At 47.3% G+C, this 15508-nt stretch carries 21 protein-coding genes and 1 pseudogene; 2 read left to right on the forward strand and 20 right to left on the reverse strand.

Translation table 11 applies throughout. The annotated features are described in order from the left end of the window. Positions 1–152 precede the first annotated feature (152 nt). The 17 genes and pseudogenes from HV477_RS25060 to HV477_RS25140 all read right to left on the reverse strand — a co-directional run. On the reverse strand, positions 153–434 hold the full coding sequence (locus HV477_RS25060; RefSeq protein WP_001623392.1) for a phage tail assembly protein: 282 nt from the start codon (positions 432–434) through the stop codon (positions 153–155). Between the two features lie 9 nt (positions 435–443). Then, positions 444–965 (reverse strand): phage major tail tube protein, encoded by a 522-nt coding sequence (locus HV477_RS25065; RefSeq protein ID WP_001623391.1) that lies wholly within the window; start codon positions 963–965, stop codon positions 444–446. A gap of 12 nt (positions 966–977) precedes the next feature. Then, on the reverse strand, positions 978–2447 hold the full coding sequence (locus HV477_RS25070) for a phage tail sheath family protein (protein ID WP_175065508.1): 1470 nt from the start codon (positions 2445–2447) through the stop codon (positions 978–980). Next, positions 2447–2746, reverse strand: a complete 300-nt coding sequence (locus tag HV477_RS25075) for a hypothetical protein (protein WP_023213004.1) — start codon at positions 2744–2746, stop codon at positions 2447–2449. The genes HV477_RS25070 and HV477_RS25075 overlap by 1 nt, the downstream gene beginning before the upstream one ends. Further along, on the reverse strand, positions 2746–3231 hold the full coding sequence (locus tag HV477_RS25080) for a hypothetical protein (RefSeq protein ID WP_021000628.1): 486 nt from the start codon (positions 3229–3231) through the stop codon (positions 2746–2748). The genes HV477_RS25075 and HV477_RS25080 overlap by 1 nt, the downstream gene beginning before the upstream one ends. Next, a complete protein-coding gene (locus HV477_RS25085; protein ID WP_038394263.1) occupies positions 3228–3572 on the reverse strand; it encodes an ATP-binding sugar transporter from pro-phage family protein in 345 nt (114 codons plus the stop codon). Before HV477_RS25085 ends, HV477_RS25080 begins: the two co-directional genes overlap by 4 nt. A 6-nt stretch (positions 3573–3578) precedes the next feature. Then, positions 3579–4034, reverse strand: a complete 456-nt coding sequence (locus HV477_RS25090) for a hypothetical protein (RefSeq protein WP_051984978.1) — start codon at positions 4032–4034, stop codon at positions 3579–3581. After that, on the reverse strand, positions 4035–5078 hold the full coding sequence (locus tag HV477_RS25095; protein ID WP_038394264.1) for a major capsid protein: 1044 nt from the start codon (positions 5076–5078) through the stop codon (positions 4035–4037). Positions 5079–5093: 15 nt separating this feature from the next. Continuing rightward, complete coding sequence (locus tag HV477_RS25100) at positions 5094–5480, reverse strand: hypothetical protein (RefSeq protein WP_020844523.1); 387 nt, start codon at positions 5478–5480, stop codon at positions 5094–5096. Between the two features lie 10 nt (positions 5481–5490). Next, positions 5491–6555, reverse strand: coding sequence for a head maturation protease, ClpP-related (locus tag HV477_RS25105; protein WP_038394265.1), 1065 nt, complete (start codon positions 6553–6555; stop codon positions 5491–5493). After that, positions 6548–8110, reverse strand: coding sequence for a phage portal protein (locus HV477_RS25110; RefSeq protein ID WP_020844525.1), 1563 nt, complete (start codon positions 8108–8110; stop codon positions 6548–6550). The genes HV477_RS25105 and HV477_RS25110 overlap by 8 nt, the downstream gene beginning before the upstream one ends. Next, the gene (locus HV477_RS25115; protein WP_021000635.1) at positions 8107–8346 is read right to left on the reverse strand and encodes a DUF6148 family protein; all 240 of its coding nucleotides are present in this window, start codon (positions 8344–8346) and stop codon (positions 8107–8109) included. Before HV477_RS25115 ends, HV477_RS25110 begins: the two co-directional genes overlap by 4 nt. Positions 8347–8357: 11 nt before the next feature. After that, positions 8358–10217 carry a phage terminase large subunit family protein gene (locus HV477_RS25120; RefSeq protein WP_038394266.1) on the reverse strand — a complete coding sequence of 620 codons (1860 nt, stop codon included), beginning with the start codon at positions 10215–10217 and terminating at the stop codon, positions 8358–8360. A gap of 5 nt (positions 10218–10222) precedes the next feature. Further along, the gene (locus tag HV477_RS25125; RefSeq protein ID WP_020844527.1) at positions 10223–10768 is read right to left on the reverse strand and encodes a hypothetical protein; all 546 of its coding nucleotides are present in this window, start codon (positions 10766–10768) and stop codon (positions 10223–10225) included. Beyond that, on the reverse strand, positions 10768–11358 hold the full coding sequence (locus tag HV477_RS25130; RefSeq protein WP_020844528.1) for a ParB/Srx family N-terminal domain-containing protein: 591 nt from the start codon (positions 11356–11358) through the stop codon (positions 10768–10770). The genes HV477_RS25125 and HV477_RS25130 overlap by 1 nt, the downstream gene beginning before the upstream one ends. 523 nt (positions 11359–11881) lie before the next feature. Next, the gene (locus HV477_RS25135; protein WP_225984397.1) at positions 11882–12655 is read right to left on the reverse strand and encodes a hypothetical protein; all 774 of its coding nucleotides are present in this window, start codon (positions 12653–12655) and stop codon (positions 11882–11884) included. Then, positions 12655–12918, reverse strand: a pseudogene (locus HV477_RS25140) (terminase small subunit); the annotation flags it as partial. The gene HV477_RS25135 and the pseudogene HV477_RS25140, both read right to left, overlap by 1 nt. 38 nt (positions 12919–12956) lie before the next feature. Here HV477_RS25140 and HV477_RS25145 point away from each other — a divergent pair. Continuing rightward, positions 12957–13493 (forward strand): hypothetical protein, encoded by a 537-nt coding sequence (locus tag HV477_RS25145; RefSeq protein WP_138017660.1) that lies wholly within the window; start codon positions 12957–12959, stop codon positions 13491–13493. A 140-nt stretch (positions 13494–13633) separates the two neighbouring features. Continuing rightward, positions 13634–14194: a YfbU family protein gene (locus tag HV477_RS25150; protein ID WP_038394267.1), complete on the forward strand. Its 561-nt coding sequence runs from the start codon at positions 13634–13636 to the stop codon at positions 14192–14194. Between the two features lie 25 nt (positions 14195–14219). Here HV477_RS25150 and HV477_RS25155 read toward each other — a convergent pair whose 3' ends face one another. The 3 genes from HV477_RS25155 to HV477_RS25165 form a co-directional block, all read right to left on the reverse strand. Further along, positions 14220–14768 (reverse strand): DUF2514 family protein, encoded by a 549-nt coding sequence (locus tag HV477_RS25155; RefSeq protein ID WP_175065509.1) that lies wholly within the window; start codon positions 14766–14768, stop codon positions 14220–14222. Further along, positions 14765–15379 carry a glycoside hydrolase family 19 protein gene (locus tag HV477_RS25160; protein WP_175065510.1) on the reverse strand — a complete coding sequence of 205 codons (615 nt, stop codon included), beginning with the start codon at positions 15377–15379 and terminating at the stop codon, positions 14765–14767. Before HV477_RS25160 ends, HV477_RS25155 begins: the two co-directional genes overlap by 4 nt. Further along, the coding region (locus HV477_RS25165) for a phage holin family protein (protein ID WP_175065511.1) at positions 15379–15508 on the reverse strand (130 nt) is incomplete at its 5' end. The genes HV477_RS25165 and HV477_RS25160, both read right to left, overlap by 1 nt.

Here is a 15508-nt window from a genome sequence, read left to right on the forward strand (position 1 = left end):
TTTATTATCCTCATTAAACAGCTCAATCCAGGCGATAAGGCGACTCAGCCGAAGCGAGAGCCAGTATGAAATCGGTGTGAATTGTTCTGATTGAGAGAGGGAACGAGCGGCCCTCATGACTTGCTTATCCATTGGGGTGCGTGGATCGAACCCTACGCCAGCAAAAAACTTTGTACCCTCTGGCAGATTTTCACGAAGTCACGCGCTGGCAAGCCGTTAATATACTCAACCGGACGATCCAGACAGCGAGCAGCTAACGCAGCCTGGACTTTATTATCTAATGCAGCTGAAGCAGAAACATGCCCCTGAGCCTGTAATACGTCAGTCACTTCTAAAATATCCGCCCCCTTCAACTCGTCCAGGTTAAGAACTATTTTTGACGTTGGTTCATAATCTTCAAAACGATACTCTTTACTTAATTCAATAATTTCCATCTTATCCCCTTAGAGCCCTAAATCATCACGAACAGTCTGAAGGATATCTTCGCCATTAAAGATGCAGATATAGTTCAACTTATCTATTTCAAGAACTTCCTTTCCGTTAATAAATAATTTGAGATACAGAACCTCAAATTCATTTTCAGTATCAGTCGCTTTTGATACCTGTAACGAACCAAGATCTAATTTCTTAGGATTCAGCTTCATTGAAGCGCGGATTGGTACGGTTTTATATTTACCGGTTCCCGCATCGTAGACCTGCTGACTCCCCCTGAAATCCACCTGATGCGATGAAGAAAGAAACAGGTTTGTACCATCAGCTGTTAATGTTCGCCATTTCAGCGAAACACTCATTGATTTGAAGTGTCCGAGCGTCCCGGTTTCAATTTCACCTGCAATTCCGGCACCTGAAACTGTCTCTGTCATCATTTCAATGGACGGTAATTTAGCATCAGCTATGCCAATAATACGGCTACCTTCACCATAAACGGTGAAGTTAATTAAACGTTCTGGAATTTGATTACTCAAAACAACCCCCTGTTAATTAGCTGAGCCAAACAGATTCAATAAATAGTCGGGGTTATATTCCATAATAAACTCTATATCTCGCGCCGGAGAGTATGGAGTAAATTTCACATGGAATTTAACGATCCCATCCATCAACGCCGTCGTCGGATTTTCAGCCTGATTAAATTCGACCTTACCGCCAGCAATGTCCTGATTCCCGGTAAGACCGTTAAACCAGATATTAGCGCTGGTAACGACTGACTCAATAAGCCGTCGGTTAGCAGGGTCATCTATTTTTGACCAGTGTGTCAAAATTAGCGCATTCCCTGTCCAGTTAAACATTCGGCGCCCGACACGAAACGCGTCTTTCGGGTCTGTATTTTTTGGATAAATTGCGGTGCGGTTTCCCCAGGATTTCCAGCCATCAAAATTAAGGCTGGTTACGATCCCCTGACCGTTCAGATAGTTGGCCTGACTGTTATTCAACCAAACCTCTGAGCCATCTTTACGAACAGCACCATCCATTTGCAATGTGATATTCGACGGAGAACGTGAAGGAACATCACCGTTTTTACTGTCCATCAGACATGTTGCAGCTGCCAGATGAGTGGAGTGGTAATAAATGGTGTCTCCCAGCTTCACCATCGGCCAACATACAGTCTGGTTCGCGGCGAGCTGGTTATTGTTCTGCTTCCATTCCGGTACCGCTGAGTAATCACTGATTATCGCCGTATCGGTTGGGGCGTCAGTTAACGCTTCAGCTTTAAACAGCTCGCTTATCATCGCGGATTTAGTCGCCATTAACTGGCCAACTTCACTGTCCGTACTAAATCCAGGCGCAATCACCTGGCCGGGAACCAGTTTAAAGTGCGGGTAAACGTCAGCAAGCAGCTCAAGGCCGGTACTTAACTTAGTGTTAAGATCAACACCGCCGATAATGTCATCTTTGGACACTGCATCAGGATCAAGGTGTGTATAACTTACGGTTAGCGCTGCATCTTTATCCTTGATAGCCCCACCAGTGATTGCGGTAATGACCGTATACCCATCGTCATCAAGAGCAAGAATATAGTCGGTATCAACAACAAGAACGGCCGCATCGGGCGCAGCACTTTTTACAACAACAGAGTCGTAGAGAACCCCATCCTTAGCCAGTGTTGCCTTACCGCCTGAAAGTTTGACGGCTTCATCGACAACGTCTGCTTTGTGTTTTGCCGGGTCCAGTACATTGATAAACACAACCGGAGCCACGCCATAGATACCAAAAGCGACCTTAATCACTTCGCTCAAAGTATATTTTTCAAAGTTAGTGCTGAAACCTATCTTTGAAACGGCTTCGGCATAGGTGTATGCAATAACCGGTTTATTAACCGCAGATGATGGATTATCAAGCTGGTTTACTGGAGAAGTACCAAGCGCAACAATTAACCCCGCACTAACGTTTACTGGAGGTGTAATTGAAGTAGGTATTTCAGATGTATAAATACCGTGACGGTAGCCCATTAATTAATCTCCTTCATCGCTGCAAAAACACGCGAATACATCACAGCTTCAACACTGGTTTTATCGCTAAGCCGCTTTTCTGCATCAGCAAAATCAGCAGTAGTAACAAAGAGTTGTTTAGCACCTGGAATAACGCTTATCAGCTTTTCACACTCCACCGACAAACCATTCCGATATATTCTGTGCTTCAGCAATGAAATTTGAGGAATTGTTGGCCCGATATAAATTAATGTCGGGATATTTTCTTTTTTTGGCGTAGCCGCGCCCGCCGCTTTCGCGTTTTTTTTCTCAGTAGTCATTAGAGATCGTCCTGAAATTGAGTATTTTGAGGTTTAATTACTGACCAGGAACCAATCGCCTCCATTACCCAAAAAGGATATGGCTGATCATCGAACAACTTCCAGTGGATATCGTTCTGAAATTCATACTGCATATCCAGAACAGGGTTTTCCTGAAAATCCTTAGCCATTCGGCCAAGAACAATCATTAACCATTCATATCCGGTTGGATCTTCACAAAAACCACCCAGCAGGAATTTCACCCGAACAGTATCCATGTCAGGCTGCATTCCCCCTTCTGTAGGTCGGATAATAATGTGAGGAAACTCTGGAGGTTTATTTGGGTCTGGGGCTGATTTTGGTGGTAAAAAACCTTTGAAGATAGTGGGAACATACAACTTAACGTCTGTATCCCTCTCATCCTCTGAAGGCCCCTGTATCAACAGGTTAGGGCAAATCTCTTTCTCTAACCGACTTTTTATTGCATCAATCAACAGATTGCTCAAATTGGCATACCTCTGTTCGTATTGATAGTCAGAGTTATTTCTAACACCCCTGAATTATCTGCGGCCTCATTCACAACATAGCTACGACCGTTAATAACCATTAATTGGTCCTTAACAGGAACGTGAGCAAAATCATTACGCGAAGCAAATAGCGTTATTTGCTCCTGATTTACACCCTCAGCAAACTCAGCATATGAGCGCTTATTACGTTCGTGAACGAGGTCTGTATCCAGAACGGCAAGGATGTCCTTGCCGTCAATGTTGTAGATGTCAGCAAACTCTTTCTCATTCATAAATACCGCAGAAATATCCTGCGCCATTATCTCTTTAAAAGAGTTCATCGAATGTTACGCCTTTGATTTTTTTTCCTTCGCAGAAGCCTTAGCCTGGTCCTTTTCTGGCTTTATGCCTTCCTCTGCAACGCTATCGGAAGAATTGGTGTTATCTCCACCAGAAACACCTGTATTGATATTCGTGTTAGCGATATCTGTATCGATCTCGCTAACATTGAAAATACAAGTGCCAGCCTCTTCCGCGCTGATTAGCCCCTCATCAACAGCATCATTTACCGCAGCAGCATAACCATGCCGATAACCCCGCTTGAATGCTATTTCAAACGCTTCAGCGGCGTGCTCAGCGTTTTTTCCGGTATCAGTGAGGGGTTCGTCGCCATCAGTCGCTTTAGCATGACCTGAAGCGATTAGCTCCGCAATTTTTGATTCTGGCAAAACCCCATCAAGCAAACGGCCCGCTTTAAGCGAGCCGTATTGACGGGTATCGATGTTTTTAACTAAACGGGCCATTTACACCACCTTAGCAACCAGATAAGCATCCGCCACGCCGGGGTTAGGCAACGGCGCGGACTTCATCGCGACAAAACGTCCTTCTGGTTTTCGGCTTACCCAGGTATCGGGAACACGAGGTGATTCCACCAGCGTGAAGCTTTTTTCCGCTTCATCGGCCAGTACAACCGCCCCATAGAGCATTTCACCGCGTCCCGGCGCACCGAGAAGAATTTTATCTTCAGGTACCAACGGTTCTGTTTTTCCGCTTACGTCGTTGTAAACCAGTTCATCGTAGCCATAGAAATCAACGCCTTCGATGGTACCGTAAAATGTAACGCCCTCTTCCAGATCTTTAGGCTCAATCTTACCTAACTCCTTACGGCGGTTATCCAGGTACTTACTGATAGCTTCGTTTGCAACGAAGGCATCAACAACTTTAGCCCCCATGACTGCAACGCGCGGGGTAAAACCAGATGTTAATGACACCTTACGCTTCCAGTTGCGCACATTGACCAGTGGATCAGATGCAGCCGATGTCCAGAGGTCATCACCAGTCAGTTCAAGATACGGTTTATCAGCATCATTATCCGGCCAGAAATATACTGTTTCTTCTACACCAGTACCGACGATTTCAACCATACCGCTGAAAAGAACCTGAGAACACATCCATTCTTCGCGACGGTTGACCATATCATCCAGTTCAACCAGATCTTTACCTAATTGCTCAACGGCGCGTTCCTGTGGCGATTTAGAGTTATAGATATTCTCACCTGGCTGGCGATTAAGAAGATGCTCTGCAGTAGTAACTAAATCAGGTGCAACGAGCGGTGGCCGTAACGTTTTTGTTTCAAAACCGTGGCGCTCAACCGTTTTTGAGCCGTACCCTTTACCAACAAATGGCGCCATAGTGCGACCACCGCGAACAAAGTCGAGATCCACTTTTTCAGTGTTGAAGGTCGAAATACCAGGGAAAAATGTACGCAGAAGGAAGCGGCGTGGTTCAAAGTTCTGTATGACCGGCTCCAGCATCGTGCGACGTTCAAAAATATCAATATTTGGCATGTTTATTCAGCTCCTTCAGGCCACAGGGTCAGGCATAGCGTCGTTGAGGAATAAACCGACCTTACGGCAGGCCAGATATACATCAGCAACCTTTACACCAGCTGGCAGAATCACTTTGCGACTATTGAATACTCCGGTCGCCCACGCAGTTCCACGACATGCTTTTTTAGAAGCATCGATACGATGCTGGGCAATACAGAAAGGCAATTTTTCTTCCGCATTCGCACTGGTCAGGTCAATCGCTGCAACCGTAACTACGTTGGTTGCGGGATCAATACTGACGAAGGAAAGCAACGTGCCGCGCTCAATAACACCGCTGGCTACATTGATATTGACTGGTACAGCTGGCATGGCGCCAGATATAACCAGGTTGTCTGGTTCATGAGTAAAAGTTTCCTGCATGTCCTACCCCTCAACGCTTGTTACGATTTTGAAATGCCGAACCAATGCTGTTTTTCACTGCTTCAACCTCTTGCTCACCCTTATTCTGTGGTGCCCGGGTATCAACGGCATTTTTCAGCGGATCGGCATCATCCATTCTGTTCTGCAGATACGCGGCATTACGGCCGCGCTCCGCGTTCATAATTTCCAGAGCCAATGCTTCAGCAGATACCCCTGTTTCGAATTTGGCTTTGTTGACCAATTCGTCATGCCCGGGAATAACTGAATCCTCAATTTGCTTAATTCGATCACGTTCGGCCTTCACACCGTCATCTTTACCTGCATTGAATACCTGGTTATATAAATCAGGATGTTTGTTTTTCAGGGTTTCGAGATCCACAATCTCCTCCTCGTTATGCGCGGTCGGCACCGCAGATTGTTTGTTATCTGGTACTGTTAATTTGGCGAGTGAATCAGGTAGGTGAGCAAAGCGGGAAGCGTCAAAGCTCATACCATTCAGGGAGAAAACGCCGTTGTTAAGAGATGCGGCCAGGCGCATTGGCTGTTCCACTTCATCGGCAAAGCCCAGCTCAACAGCTTCATCGGCACTGAACCAGGTTTCGGCGTCCATCAACTCAATAAGTTTTTCGTCAGAAAGCCCCGTTTTTTCACGATAAGCGGCCAGGATGCTATTTCTGACTTTATCCATCATTTCAGCGATGCTACGAAGCTCTTCTGAGTCACCAGCGGCAAACGTCCACGGGTTATGGATCATCATCATTGCGTTAGCCGGTATGATGATTTTATCCCCGGCCATCGCAATGATGGTTGCGGCCGATGCAGCTATACCATCGATATAGACGGTGACATTAGCCGGGTGACGCTTCAGGGAAGAGAGTATCGCTTGCGCGGTAAAAACTGAGCCGCCATAGCTGTTGATGCGGACAACAATGGTTTTAGCCGTGATGTCCTTCAGTTGCTTAACGACTTCAGCGGAAGAAATATCATCCCATTCCCCGATATAGCCGTAGAGTTGCATTTCAGCCGGGGTATCATCTTCCCCCGCTGAGTTTTTGATATTCCACCAGTTAGACATTTAGTTCCTCTTCATCAGGTTTTTCAGGTACATCAGGCGTACTAGCCAGCTTCAGATCTCGTCGCGTAGCTTCTTCTCTTCCGCTAATCTGCGCGGCCTCTTCCCAGTTCAAACCGGACATTTCAGCGGCTTCTTTCTCTCGTGTAGAGAACGTTTCTTCTACACGCATTTTCGCCGCCTTCACTTCCTTCAGAGGATCGAGCTGTCCCTGAGATGGGCCATACCACTGAGCGCCACACCAGGCCGCCTTATATTCAGGCCCATAAAAAAAGCCGGGTGCGATAACCCGGCCTTTCGCCACTGCTTCAGATAACCATTCCTCATAAATGGGCTGGCAGAACGACAACACCATCCACTCTCGCCGCATCCTGAACATCTTCCAGGCTTCCAGAAGAGCTGCACGACTAGCGCTATAGCTGGCTGTGAAGTGTTTAACCAGCAGTTCGTATGGCAATTCAAGCGCAGCACCAATCTGGCGGCAAATAGCCACGACAAAACCATCAAATGCAGTATTAGGTCGCCCAGGATTAGCTGTGTCTACTGACTCCCCATCACCAAGGCTAATGACAGATCCAGACCCCATTTCGATCGTATTTTCATCGTGATTATCGATCTGCTCATATTGAGGAATACCAGCCTCACCTATTGGCCCTTCAGGAGCCTCCGTTTTAACGAATACAGTAAATAACCCAGAAACAACCGCAGCGACCAGCTCCGCATCTGTGTAGCGACCCAACTGCTTCAGCGCTTCAATAACTGGAGCCAAGACAGGAACACCGCGCCGCTGTCCAGGCCGCTCCCAATCCTGCATGACATGGAGAACATTACGTCGCCCCGTTTTCTTGCCATAAGCCGGTATTCGTTCCCACTTCCTCTGGACAAAGCTGGATGTACTCGCGGGGTGGTGCTTAGCAATCCAGTAAGCAACCGGATCGCCGTATTCACCTAGTTCAATACCGCCATACATATCAGGGATAACAGTGGTATCGGGATTACAAACGCGATCACCTTCTATGAGGTAAACGCACAAATCATAGATAACCCCTTTCCGTTTTATTACGGGAAGCGTGGCAAACACATCACCAGACGACAACGCCGATATCTGGACCAGTGATTGAAGCTGACCAAATGTACACATTCTTGATGCGTCACAGTTCACTGAATCAGCCCATAGACGGAACTCACGCTCCGTATTCTTTTCCCATAATCTCGCTTCTTCCGGTGACAAGCCCAGAAACTCAGCATCGATGTTAGCGTTGAGCTTTAGCCCTGAACCAACAACATTGGTTCGGATCGTTTTTATGGCTCCTGTCGCAAGAGGATTACCCATAAAAAGATCACGCGAACGTTCCCGCAATATATTCAGTGGCTTAACGATATCGTCATCCGGCGAGCCAGCTCGACTAAACCAGCCGCGCATTGATTTCTTATGCGTACTTGCACCGTGGCGGTCGTAACCTAAATTATTAATGGCTTCCAGTTTCTTCCTTGCCACAGCCCTGTTTAGCGCTCTTTGAGGTGAAAACGGTGCAATGACCTTATCCAGAATGTTCATAAATCTCTCACTACAACGCGTTTAACACGCGGTCCGCGGCGAGTACCGGCAGTCATCCGCTCGACCTCATTACGCCAGAAGTCAAGCTGCTCTCTCACTTCTGAAAGATCCGCTCTGTTTAACTGCCTTGTTCCCAACTTATAGGACTGTCCACCGATTGCGATAGCCCGGTATGCCTCTTTCCAGACCGACAGCATTTCTTGAGCTTCAGTTAGCGAAATGGCCTCATAACTCATTGATATTTCTCCTATGCGGTAACTCCGCGACTTCTGACTCGTCGCCGTTTTTTTTGCGTGCTTTGCTGTTGCTGTTGAACATAGACGTTTCCTCGTTGTTCCTGCTCGGCAAGCCAGTCAAAGTTGGGGTTTAGTATTTCCATCGCCGCAGACGCATAGTTACGGCAGTCGAGTGGCTCATTTCGGTTGTAAATCTTTTCCCATTTCTCTTTTGTCTGACCATTTTTGTATTCAAAGACCTTCTTCTCTGAGAGCAAACCTTTGAAGTATTCAGTGTCATACCCTCGCTCTGAATCGACCGGGAAGTGCATATAACCGGGGCCTGGGTCGTGAAGTTTGATGCGAGCGATAATAGTGCCTTTCCCATCATCCACGCCGAGATTGAACAGCATTGCACCAATGCGATTGTTATTATTCGGTTTGCCAATGAATGGCAGCCCCACACCGCCGCGCCCTCTAATTGAGTAAATTCGACGAGATTCGCGAGATTTTGTGAACCGGTAAGTTTCTGTTGTGAAGTGACCGCCGGAGTCAACACATGCAGCGGCTATCGACAGGCGCTGGCCGTCACGGAATTGCCACGACCGGAGAAGAAACTCATCCAGCTGCTGCCAGACAGCAGATTGAGCAGGGTCCCCCATGAATATTTTGTATTCAATCCCCCAGGATTCTTTGCCTTTCCCCCATCCCACAACTTCAGCGGCCAGATAACTATCCTGCACATCAACACCCGCGGTCAGAAGCAATACGCCGTCAGGTAAAAAATCCTCATACCGAACACGACGCTGCAGAAGATACTCATGGTCAATTTCTTCTTTCGCGTCCTCTTTCCACGGTTCACCCAACTTCAGGTTGATGAATTCCATTAAGCCGTTTTTATCGCGGTTTTTTGTCGCTTCGGCGAACTCAGCTACGAGCTCAGACAATGCTACCCACGGAGAATAAAGACTGCTGATATGGAACCCGACAATACCTTTTATTTCGGGGTGCTTCGGAATCCAGACCCCTTTAGCCAGCCAGTCAACATCTGGCTTCCCTGGTCCACGGATAACATCGCCGCACTCACGACATTCGTAGCGAGCCGTTTCAGGCAACGCTTCCCCCATGTCGTTCTTATCCCATTTCACTTGCGACCATTTCAGTACCTGCATAGCCCCGCAGCAGGGGCAAGGCACATGGTAATAACGCTGATCCGAGAGCTTGAACCACTTATGAATGTTGCTCGTTTTTTCTAACACAGGGGTAGAAACAAACACTTTTTTGCGGTTATGGAAGTTTGTCGTTCGTTGAATACCCAGCTTTAATGGATCGCCTTCCTGCGTCACACCGTAACGGTCGATTTCATCAGCTAACAATATTCGAATTGGACGAGAAGCAAGACCAGCTGGCGAGTTAGCGCCAACCAGCGCCACATACCCCCCCGCATAGTGTTTCATACGGATCGTAGTGCTGGACTTTTTAGCCGCGCCACGACCTTCTTTCCCTTCACGGAGCTTATTCTTTAATCCCGGAGAATACTTAAAGGTGGGATCGATACGCTCTTTCGAAAAGGCTTCAGCTGCTTCAACTGTCGGGTAAATCATCAGCTGTGGTGAGGGTTCCTGATCGGTAAAATACCCCATCACGTTGAGCTGCATTTCTGACTTACCAATCTGCGAACTACACTGCATGACTACCGTTTCAGTATCAGCATCGCCAATAACATCCATCGGTTCACGCAGGTAAGGTACTCGACTGGTGCGCCACGGCCCCGGCTCGGGAGAAGTTCCCGGCGCCACATGACGATATTTATCGGCCCACTCAGAAACGGTTAGCCGTGATTTTGGGCGAAGCGCACGGAAAAACGCGGTGCTCCATACTGTTTCGCCCATGCGGTTTATTCTTCCTGCTTAATAAATCGGGATTCCTGAAGCGCCTGAAGCGCAAAATTAATCTCATCCTCAATGATGCGTTCAATCTCCCTTGCCGTTTTTCCCTCACAGCGCGGGGCGGCACGGGGAGCAATACTAAACAACCGACTTCTCAACTCGTTTGCAGCGAGAAAAGCATCATCAGCAACGGTATCTTTAGCTATAAGCGATCCTTCTTTTTCTTCGTACTCCAGCTTTTTTAATTTCGCCTGATAAACCTTTTCTGCGGTCTTGGCCTTATTGAACTGTGCAGCGACGGCAGTCGAACCACCAGCTAACCCAGCATCATCACCGGGTAGTTCAGGCTCGGTTGATCTGTGGCCTTTTTTACCGTTAATGGCTGAAGCTTCCCGGCCAACCTGTTTACTCGCCTCATACGCAGTACTGGCTGTATCAAAATCCAGTTTTCCGCTTTTCAGTACAGGTATCCGGCCAGACGCACATAACTTTGTGACCATCGCCGGAGAGATGCCTTTTCGCCTCGCAAATTCTGACTTACTGACGATGGCCATCACTGGCACCTGTCAGCGAGGTATTTCACAAACCCTTCATGGGTCTCATGCGCATCGTGGTACTGGCGGTATACATCCAGTAACAGCGCAATCTCTGTATCAGTTGCCGGGATACGGTCTTTATCAATGGTGAGATACTTAATCTGAACGATCGGCGGTGCGTCATCTTCCTCAGATGGGGGAGGCTCAACATTTAACATATCGTCAATCTCAGAATCGCTAAATCCGAGTAACTCAATGTCAAAATCGCTATCAACCAGCTCACTGACTTCTTCGGCAAGCAGCTGCATATCCCATCCGGCATTTAATGCCAGCTTGTTATCAGCAATGCGATAGGCTTTTTTTTGCTTTGGTGTAAGACCCGTTAACCTGATGACAGGTATCTTCTCTATCTCCAGAACTTCAGCAGCAGTCAGACGTCCATGCCCCGCAATAATTTCATTGTCCTCGTCGATCAGCACCGGGTTCGTAAATCCAAACTCCCGGATGCTGTTGACGATTTGATCCACCTGCTCATCAGAGTGAGTTCGTGAATTTTTAGCGTAACGAAGCAGTTTGCCACGCGGCAAATATTCGATTTTTAGCATCATTTTTTCACCACGATTGTCAGTCGGTAAAAGAAAACCGAGTAACCCAATGAAAACAAAAAGGAAATTAGAGGATCTTTTTACCCATGGAGGGTAAAAGAAAACAACATAATTGTCTGATTTTATTGCATTTTAATGGATAAAAAGGATCTAAATCGATGCAATGAGTAAAAAAATAGATATAACAGACTGAAAATAAAGAGCTTTGTTTAATCTTTTGTTTTTAAGGTTAAAAAAACAGATGTAACTCGATGATATTTAAGATAAATAACCATCTTCTTTTTACCATTAGCAAACCAGCTAAAAACACTATTTTCCTTCTATAAATCAATCAAATAATTCAATTCTTTTTACCGATCACTTTTAACCTAACTTTTCCGGCGTTCAGCTAGTCGATTCTCGGGGTTCGAATGACCCGCATTCAACGCTCTTGGCCAGAAGGACCCAAAGGGGTTGGCAGGTGATCACACAGGCTGTCAGCCAGCCCCTCAGAGCCAGCCGCAGCACGCCGCACACGCGGCGAATATTAGTCGAACTTCTTAGCAAGTAACTCATCAATAGCCTTTGCAATCTCATCAGTGAAGGCCGCTTCACCAGCCCGCAGAGCAACACCATGCCAGTCAAGCCGTTGCGAATAGTTAGGTCGTTGAATGAATGTAAGGATCAGCGTAGGACGCCGCCCAACGCGCTGCCACACGCCAGGCTGTAGCGGGTTACTCGTACCAGGACGAATAACAAAGAACTCCGTAGGCTTGCCCTGACGGCGGTTCTGATGCACATCGCGCTGCACACGCAGACCGGACAGCACTTGCTGCAATTGCCCCCGGTTAATATTCCCGTATTTATCCCGCTTTGCACCGGGGCCAGGGGCAACCTGCCAGCCGTTCGGCAGATAACCACCAGCCCTCAATGCACCTTCAGAGCGCTTATATTGGCGCTCTCCCCCTTCAATCTGCGGCGTTAGCGTAGTTGGCGCAGGTGTACCGCCCCACTCCCGAGCATAAACAACAGCTTTGGGATTGTTTTTTTTAGCGGCCAGAATATATGTTGAGTTCAAAATCCACGGCGTCGGGTTGTCGAACACACGGCCGATTTCATCCTTCAGTGCCATCTGCGCCGCCTTAGCTGTTCTGGTTGCCGTAAGTGCCATCGCAAACGGTATTTCACGTTCTTCCAGACGTATGAGCTGGCGCTGAATGACCTGAGCGTCAAAATCCAACTTAACTTCAATATTGTCAGCCACCAGCTCCCCCTGCTTAATCATATGGTCCACGAAGTACAGACGCCTTTTAGCACTCACGGCCTGAGGCTCATGTTATCTTTGAGGATGTCGAGTACGTCCGTCTGGTCTATCTTAACGAGACGATTCAGGATGTATGTCGCATTTATGCCAATCAGATCATTGCGTTGCGCTTTGAGTTCAGCAATTCTGGATTGGATGTCAGGTTTTGACATGTTTTCGGACGCGGTACGGTTAGCTGTCTTTGCGCTGTACCCCGCCCGAATATCCGCTTGCGTGGCGTTTAAATCAATGAGGTACTCGCGACAGAACGTCTCTTGTTTGCGGTGAGTGACATTTTTTTATTGCCCGAAGAGTTTTTATGACTATCTATTACACAGTAGACCGTGCTGGTCATCATGGTATGCCAAACCCACTTTCCGCTGGCTTAGTGATTACAGCATCGGAGAGCTTCAACCATTTGCCTCCCAATATTGCTACACATCTGTCAGCATTGCTTCCAGGTGATTATTCTCGTCATGGGAAGCAATATTTGATTGACAACATTGCCATGACTAATCACGCAGGACATCCAATGGAGATAATACTCGAGTTGATTAGACAAAGAGATTATCCAACCAAGCCATCAAGGTTACAGTCTACCTTTGGTTGCTTATCCTTATCAGATGCAGATTCTTTCAGAAAGCTAGACAACAGATTTTCCAGCGCTCCTATTTTTGAGATTTCGCCATTAAATCAGCAAGCTCATGTTGCTGATATGCACTTGTTGAGTATCGCTTGCCCAGCTCATGAATATCTCAATAAATGTCATCTTTATTGGCGGGGATTGCCTGGGCAAAACCCTTTTTGGGAGGCAGTTATTCCATTACCTGCAACAGTAGGAAATCAAGTGGCTTGAAAGAGAACGGGCTAGGGATGCTTTTCAATAGACTCGCAGTCCGGTTTTGCCATTTTAACCCTCAGTTTCTTGAAAACTATTTAATCAGATGTATCTTTGATAACGCAGTATCAACGCTCTATTAATTCAAGGAATGTAGAATGAAATACTCACAGCAAGAAAAACTACAGATCATGATGCTCAGTGATATTCACCGAACATTAGAAATTGAAAACTCATTTGATCCTGACCTCATTGACGAAGCAGTCAGCACGGATAACTACTGGGCTTTATCCTGGGAATACCCAAGCCTTCAAGATGAAAACGAGGAGACCCCTTGGGAGGTCCAACTATTCGTTGATGCCTATGATATGTATGACATTCTCCAATACACATACGAACGTTTCAGTGCGGAAGATAAAGCAGAGGTTGCCGAAACTATTCGTAATTTCGATGAAAAATTCTCACTCACATTCCCTGGGTTTGACGGTAACAACGAATCAAAGTTTCTTTTGATTGGTAGTTTATTGAAACGGATGGGACGGTTTAGCGGCAAAGACGATCTCACTCGGAACTCTCACATGCCCTCTGTTGCAATTTACCAACGTATGCTTGAAGTTTTCCTTCCAGCTCGAGCTAAAAATTGGATTCACAATGTGGGCATAACTAAACAAGATTTTATCGATACACTCAACGCGAGAGTACATCCAGAAAATCGTTAAGAGTTAATGCCCGTAAATGCGGGCATTATTCATCATGGAGCCCTATTACTTTGTCATAGGTGCGCTCACAGGTATTTCCGGCGACATAACGCTCATCAGCCTCTTTTGAGAACTTTCCCGCCAGATCGTCAGCTTCGCCAAGCAACTGGGCGAGCAGTATTCCGGTCTCGGCTTTTGCCGGGCTTGCTGCGGCAAGAGCGGAAAGCCTGCCTGTTTCACTTCCTGCGAGCTGCCGTTGTACTGCTGCGAGCTGCTGTTGCAACCCACTGCGAGCACGCTCAGCAGCATCAACATCGGCCTGTATTTTTGCCAGTTCTTCATCGGCTCTTTTCCGTTCTTCATCTGCGGCGTGCTGGCGACGCTGCTCTTTCGCTCTTTCGGTTACTTCACGCTGCAATGCGGTGGTCGCATCAGTAAGGTCTCGTTGCGCCCACTGGAATTTCCAGGATGCATCCGCCTTCTGATAACCTCGTGAATAACACCAGTACGCACCAGCACATAACAAAAAAGCCACCAGCAGTATTTCTGCTAATGGCTTCCAGAATTTTTTAAGCAATACAGGTAACAGATTCATACCAGCACCGATTTTGCTTTTTCAAAGCGCTCTCGCCTGTCACCGATGCCGTTCTGCCCTCCGTTAATGATCTGCGTAACGCGTACCAGGTCGCCGGAGTATTTCAGACACCCTCTAGTCACAAAAAACCACGCTGCGGAACGGGCGGCATGACGTTCCAGCTCAAGCTGTCCCGGATTCGCCACCAGATCCAGTTTCAGGGCAACGCCGCATCTGGTGTAATTCTCCAGCCCGGTAATCTGGATAAGCCCACGCCCGCGATACTTCCAGCCATCTCCGGCGTCTTTGTTACCCATGCGGCCACCGTAAACCAGATTTGCTATTTGCGGCTGGTGGGCCACCTGCTTACCATCGACACGCCCCAGCATTTCACACTGATACGGCGTCAGGCGTTTACCAAACGTCTTCTTCAGCGCCTCCACTGAATAATTGAAGCTTTCCTTCAGAACAGTAAATCCTGCTGATTCATGTCCCGTTTGTGCAATAAACATGACCTGATCGAGTGGAGCAGTAATACCGAATTCGCTCATTGCCGCATCAATGTGTGGAAACCAGCGCGCAGAAAGCCCAGCGCTAATACCAGCCGCCTGCTGAAATTGTTGTTGATTCATCAGTGCCTCAGTGCATCGACCAGACGCGCCACATTACCGCGAGCCCACAGCACAGCGGCGCAGATAAGGATATTCACCATCACCACCAGCCAGTGGGATGATTCATATAAACCAAAAACAAACCGGAAA

Origin of the sequence: Salmonella sp. SG203 (assembly GCF_013350575.1) — a bacterium.
GTDB lineage: Bacteria > Pseudomonadota > Gammaproteobacteria > Enterobacterales > Enterobacteriaceae > Salmonella > Salmonella enterica.

Bases quoted from the DNA above. Each gene is read 5' to 3' on its own strand.
- HV477_RS25125 (WP_020844527.1), bottom strand. From the start codon at position 10,768: ATGGCCATCGTCAGTAAGTCAGAATTTGCGAGGCGAAAAGGCATCTCT.
- HV477_RS25095 (WP_038394264.1), bottom strand. From the start codon at position 5,078: ATGCCAAATATTGATATTTTTGAACGTCGCACGATGCTGGAGCCGGTC.
- HV477_RS25130 (WP_020844528.1), bottom strand. From the start codon at position 11,358: ATGATGCTAAAAATCGAATATTTGCCGCGTGGCAAACTGCTTCGTTAC.
- HV477_RS25155 (WP_175065509.1), bottom strand. From the start codon at position 14,768: ATGAATCTGTTACCTGTATTGCTTAAAAAATTCTGGAAGCCATTAGCA.
- HV477_RS25150 (WP_038394267.1), top strand. From the start codon at position 13,634: ATGAAATACTCACAGCAAGAAAAACTACAGATCATGATGCTCAGTGAT.
- HV477_RS25110 (WP_020844525.1), bottom strand. From the start codon at position 8,110: ATGAACATTCTGGATAAGGTCATTGCACCGTTTTCACCTCAAAGAGCG.
- HV477_RS25160 (WP_175065510.1), bottom strand. From the start codon at position 15,379: ATGAATCAACAACAATTTCAGCAGGCGGCTGGTATTAGCGCTGGGCTT.
- HV477_RS25070 (WP_175065508.1), bottom strand. From the start codon at position 2,447: ATGGGCTACCGTCACGGTATTTATACATCTGAAATACCTACTTCAATT.
- HV477_RS25145 (WP_138017660.1), top strand. From the start codon at position 12,957: ATGACTATCTATTACACAGTAGACCGTGCTGGTCATCATGGTATGCCA.
- HV477_RS25090 (WP_051984978.1), bottom strand. From the start codon at position 4,034: ATGGCCCGTTTAGTTAAAAACATCGATACCCGTCAATACGGCTCGCTT.
- HV477_RS25100 (WP_020844523.1), bottom strand. From the start codon at position 5,480: ATGCAGGAAACTTTTACTCATGAACCAGACAACCTGGTTATATCTGGC.
- HV477_RS25120 (WP_038394266.1), bottom strand. From the start codon at position 10,217: ATGGGCGAAACAGTATGGAGCACCGCGTTTTTCCGTGCGCTTCGCCCA.
- HV477_RS25105 (WP_038394265.1), bottom strand. From the start codon at position 6,555: ATGTCTAACTGGTGGAATATCAAAAACTCAGCGGGGGAAGATGATACC.
- HV477_RS25085 (WP_038394263.1), bottom strand. From the start codon at position 3,572: ATGAACTCTTTTAAAGAGATAATGGCGCAGGATATTTCTGCGGTATTT.
- HV477_RS25115 (WP_021000635.1), bottom strand. From the start codon at position 8,346: ATGAGTTATGAGGCCATTTCGCTAACTGAAGCTCAAGAAATGCTGTCG.
- HV477_RS25060 (WP_001623392.1), bottom strand. From the start codon at position 434: ATGGAAATTATTGAATTAAGTAAAGAGTATCGTTTTGAAGATTATGAA.
- HV477_RS25075 (WP_023213004.1), bottom strand. From the start codon at position 2,746: ATGACTACTGAGAAAAAAAACGCGAAAGCGGCGGGCGCGGCTACGCCA.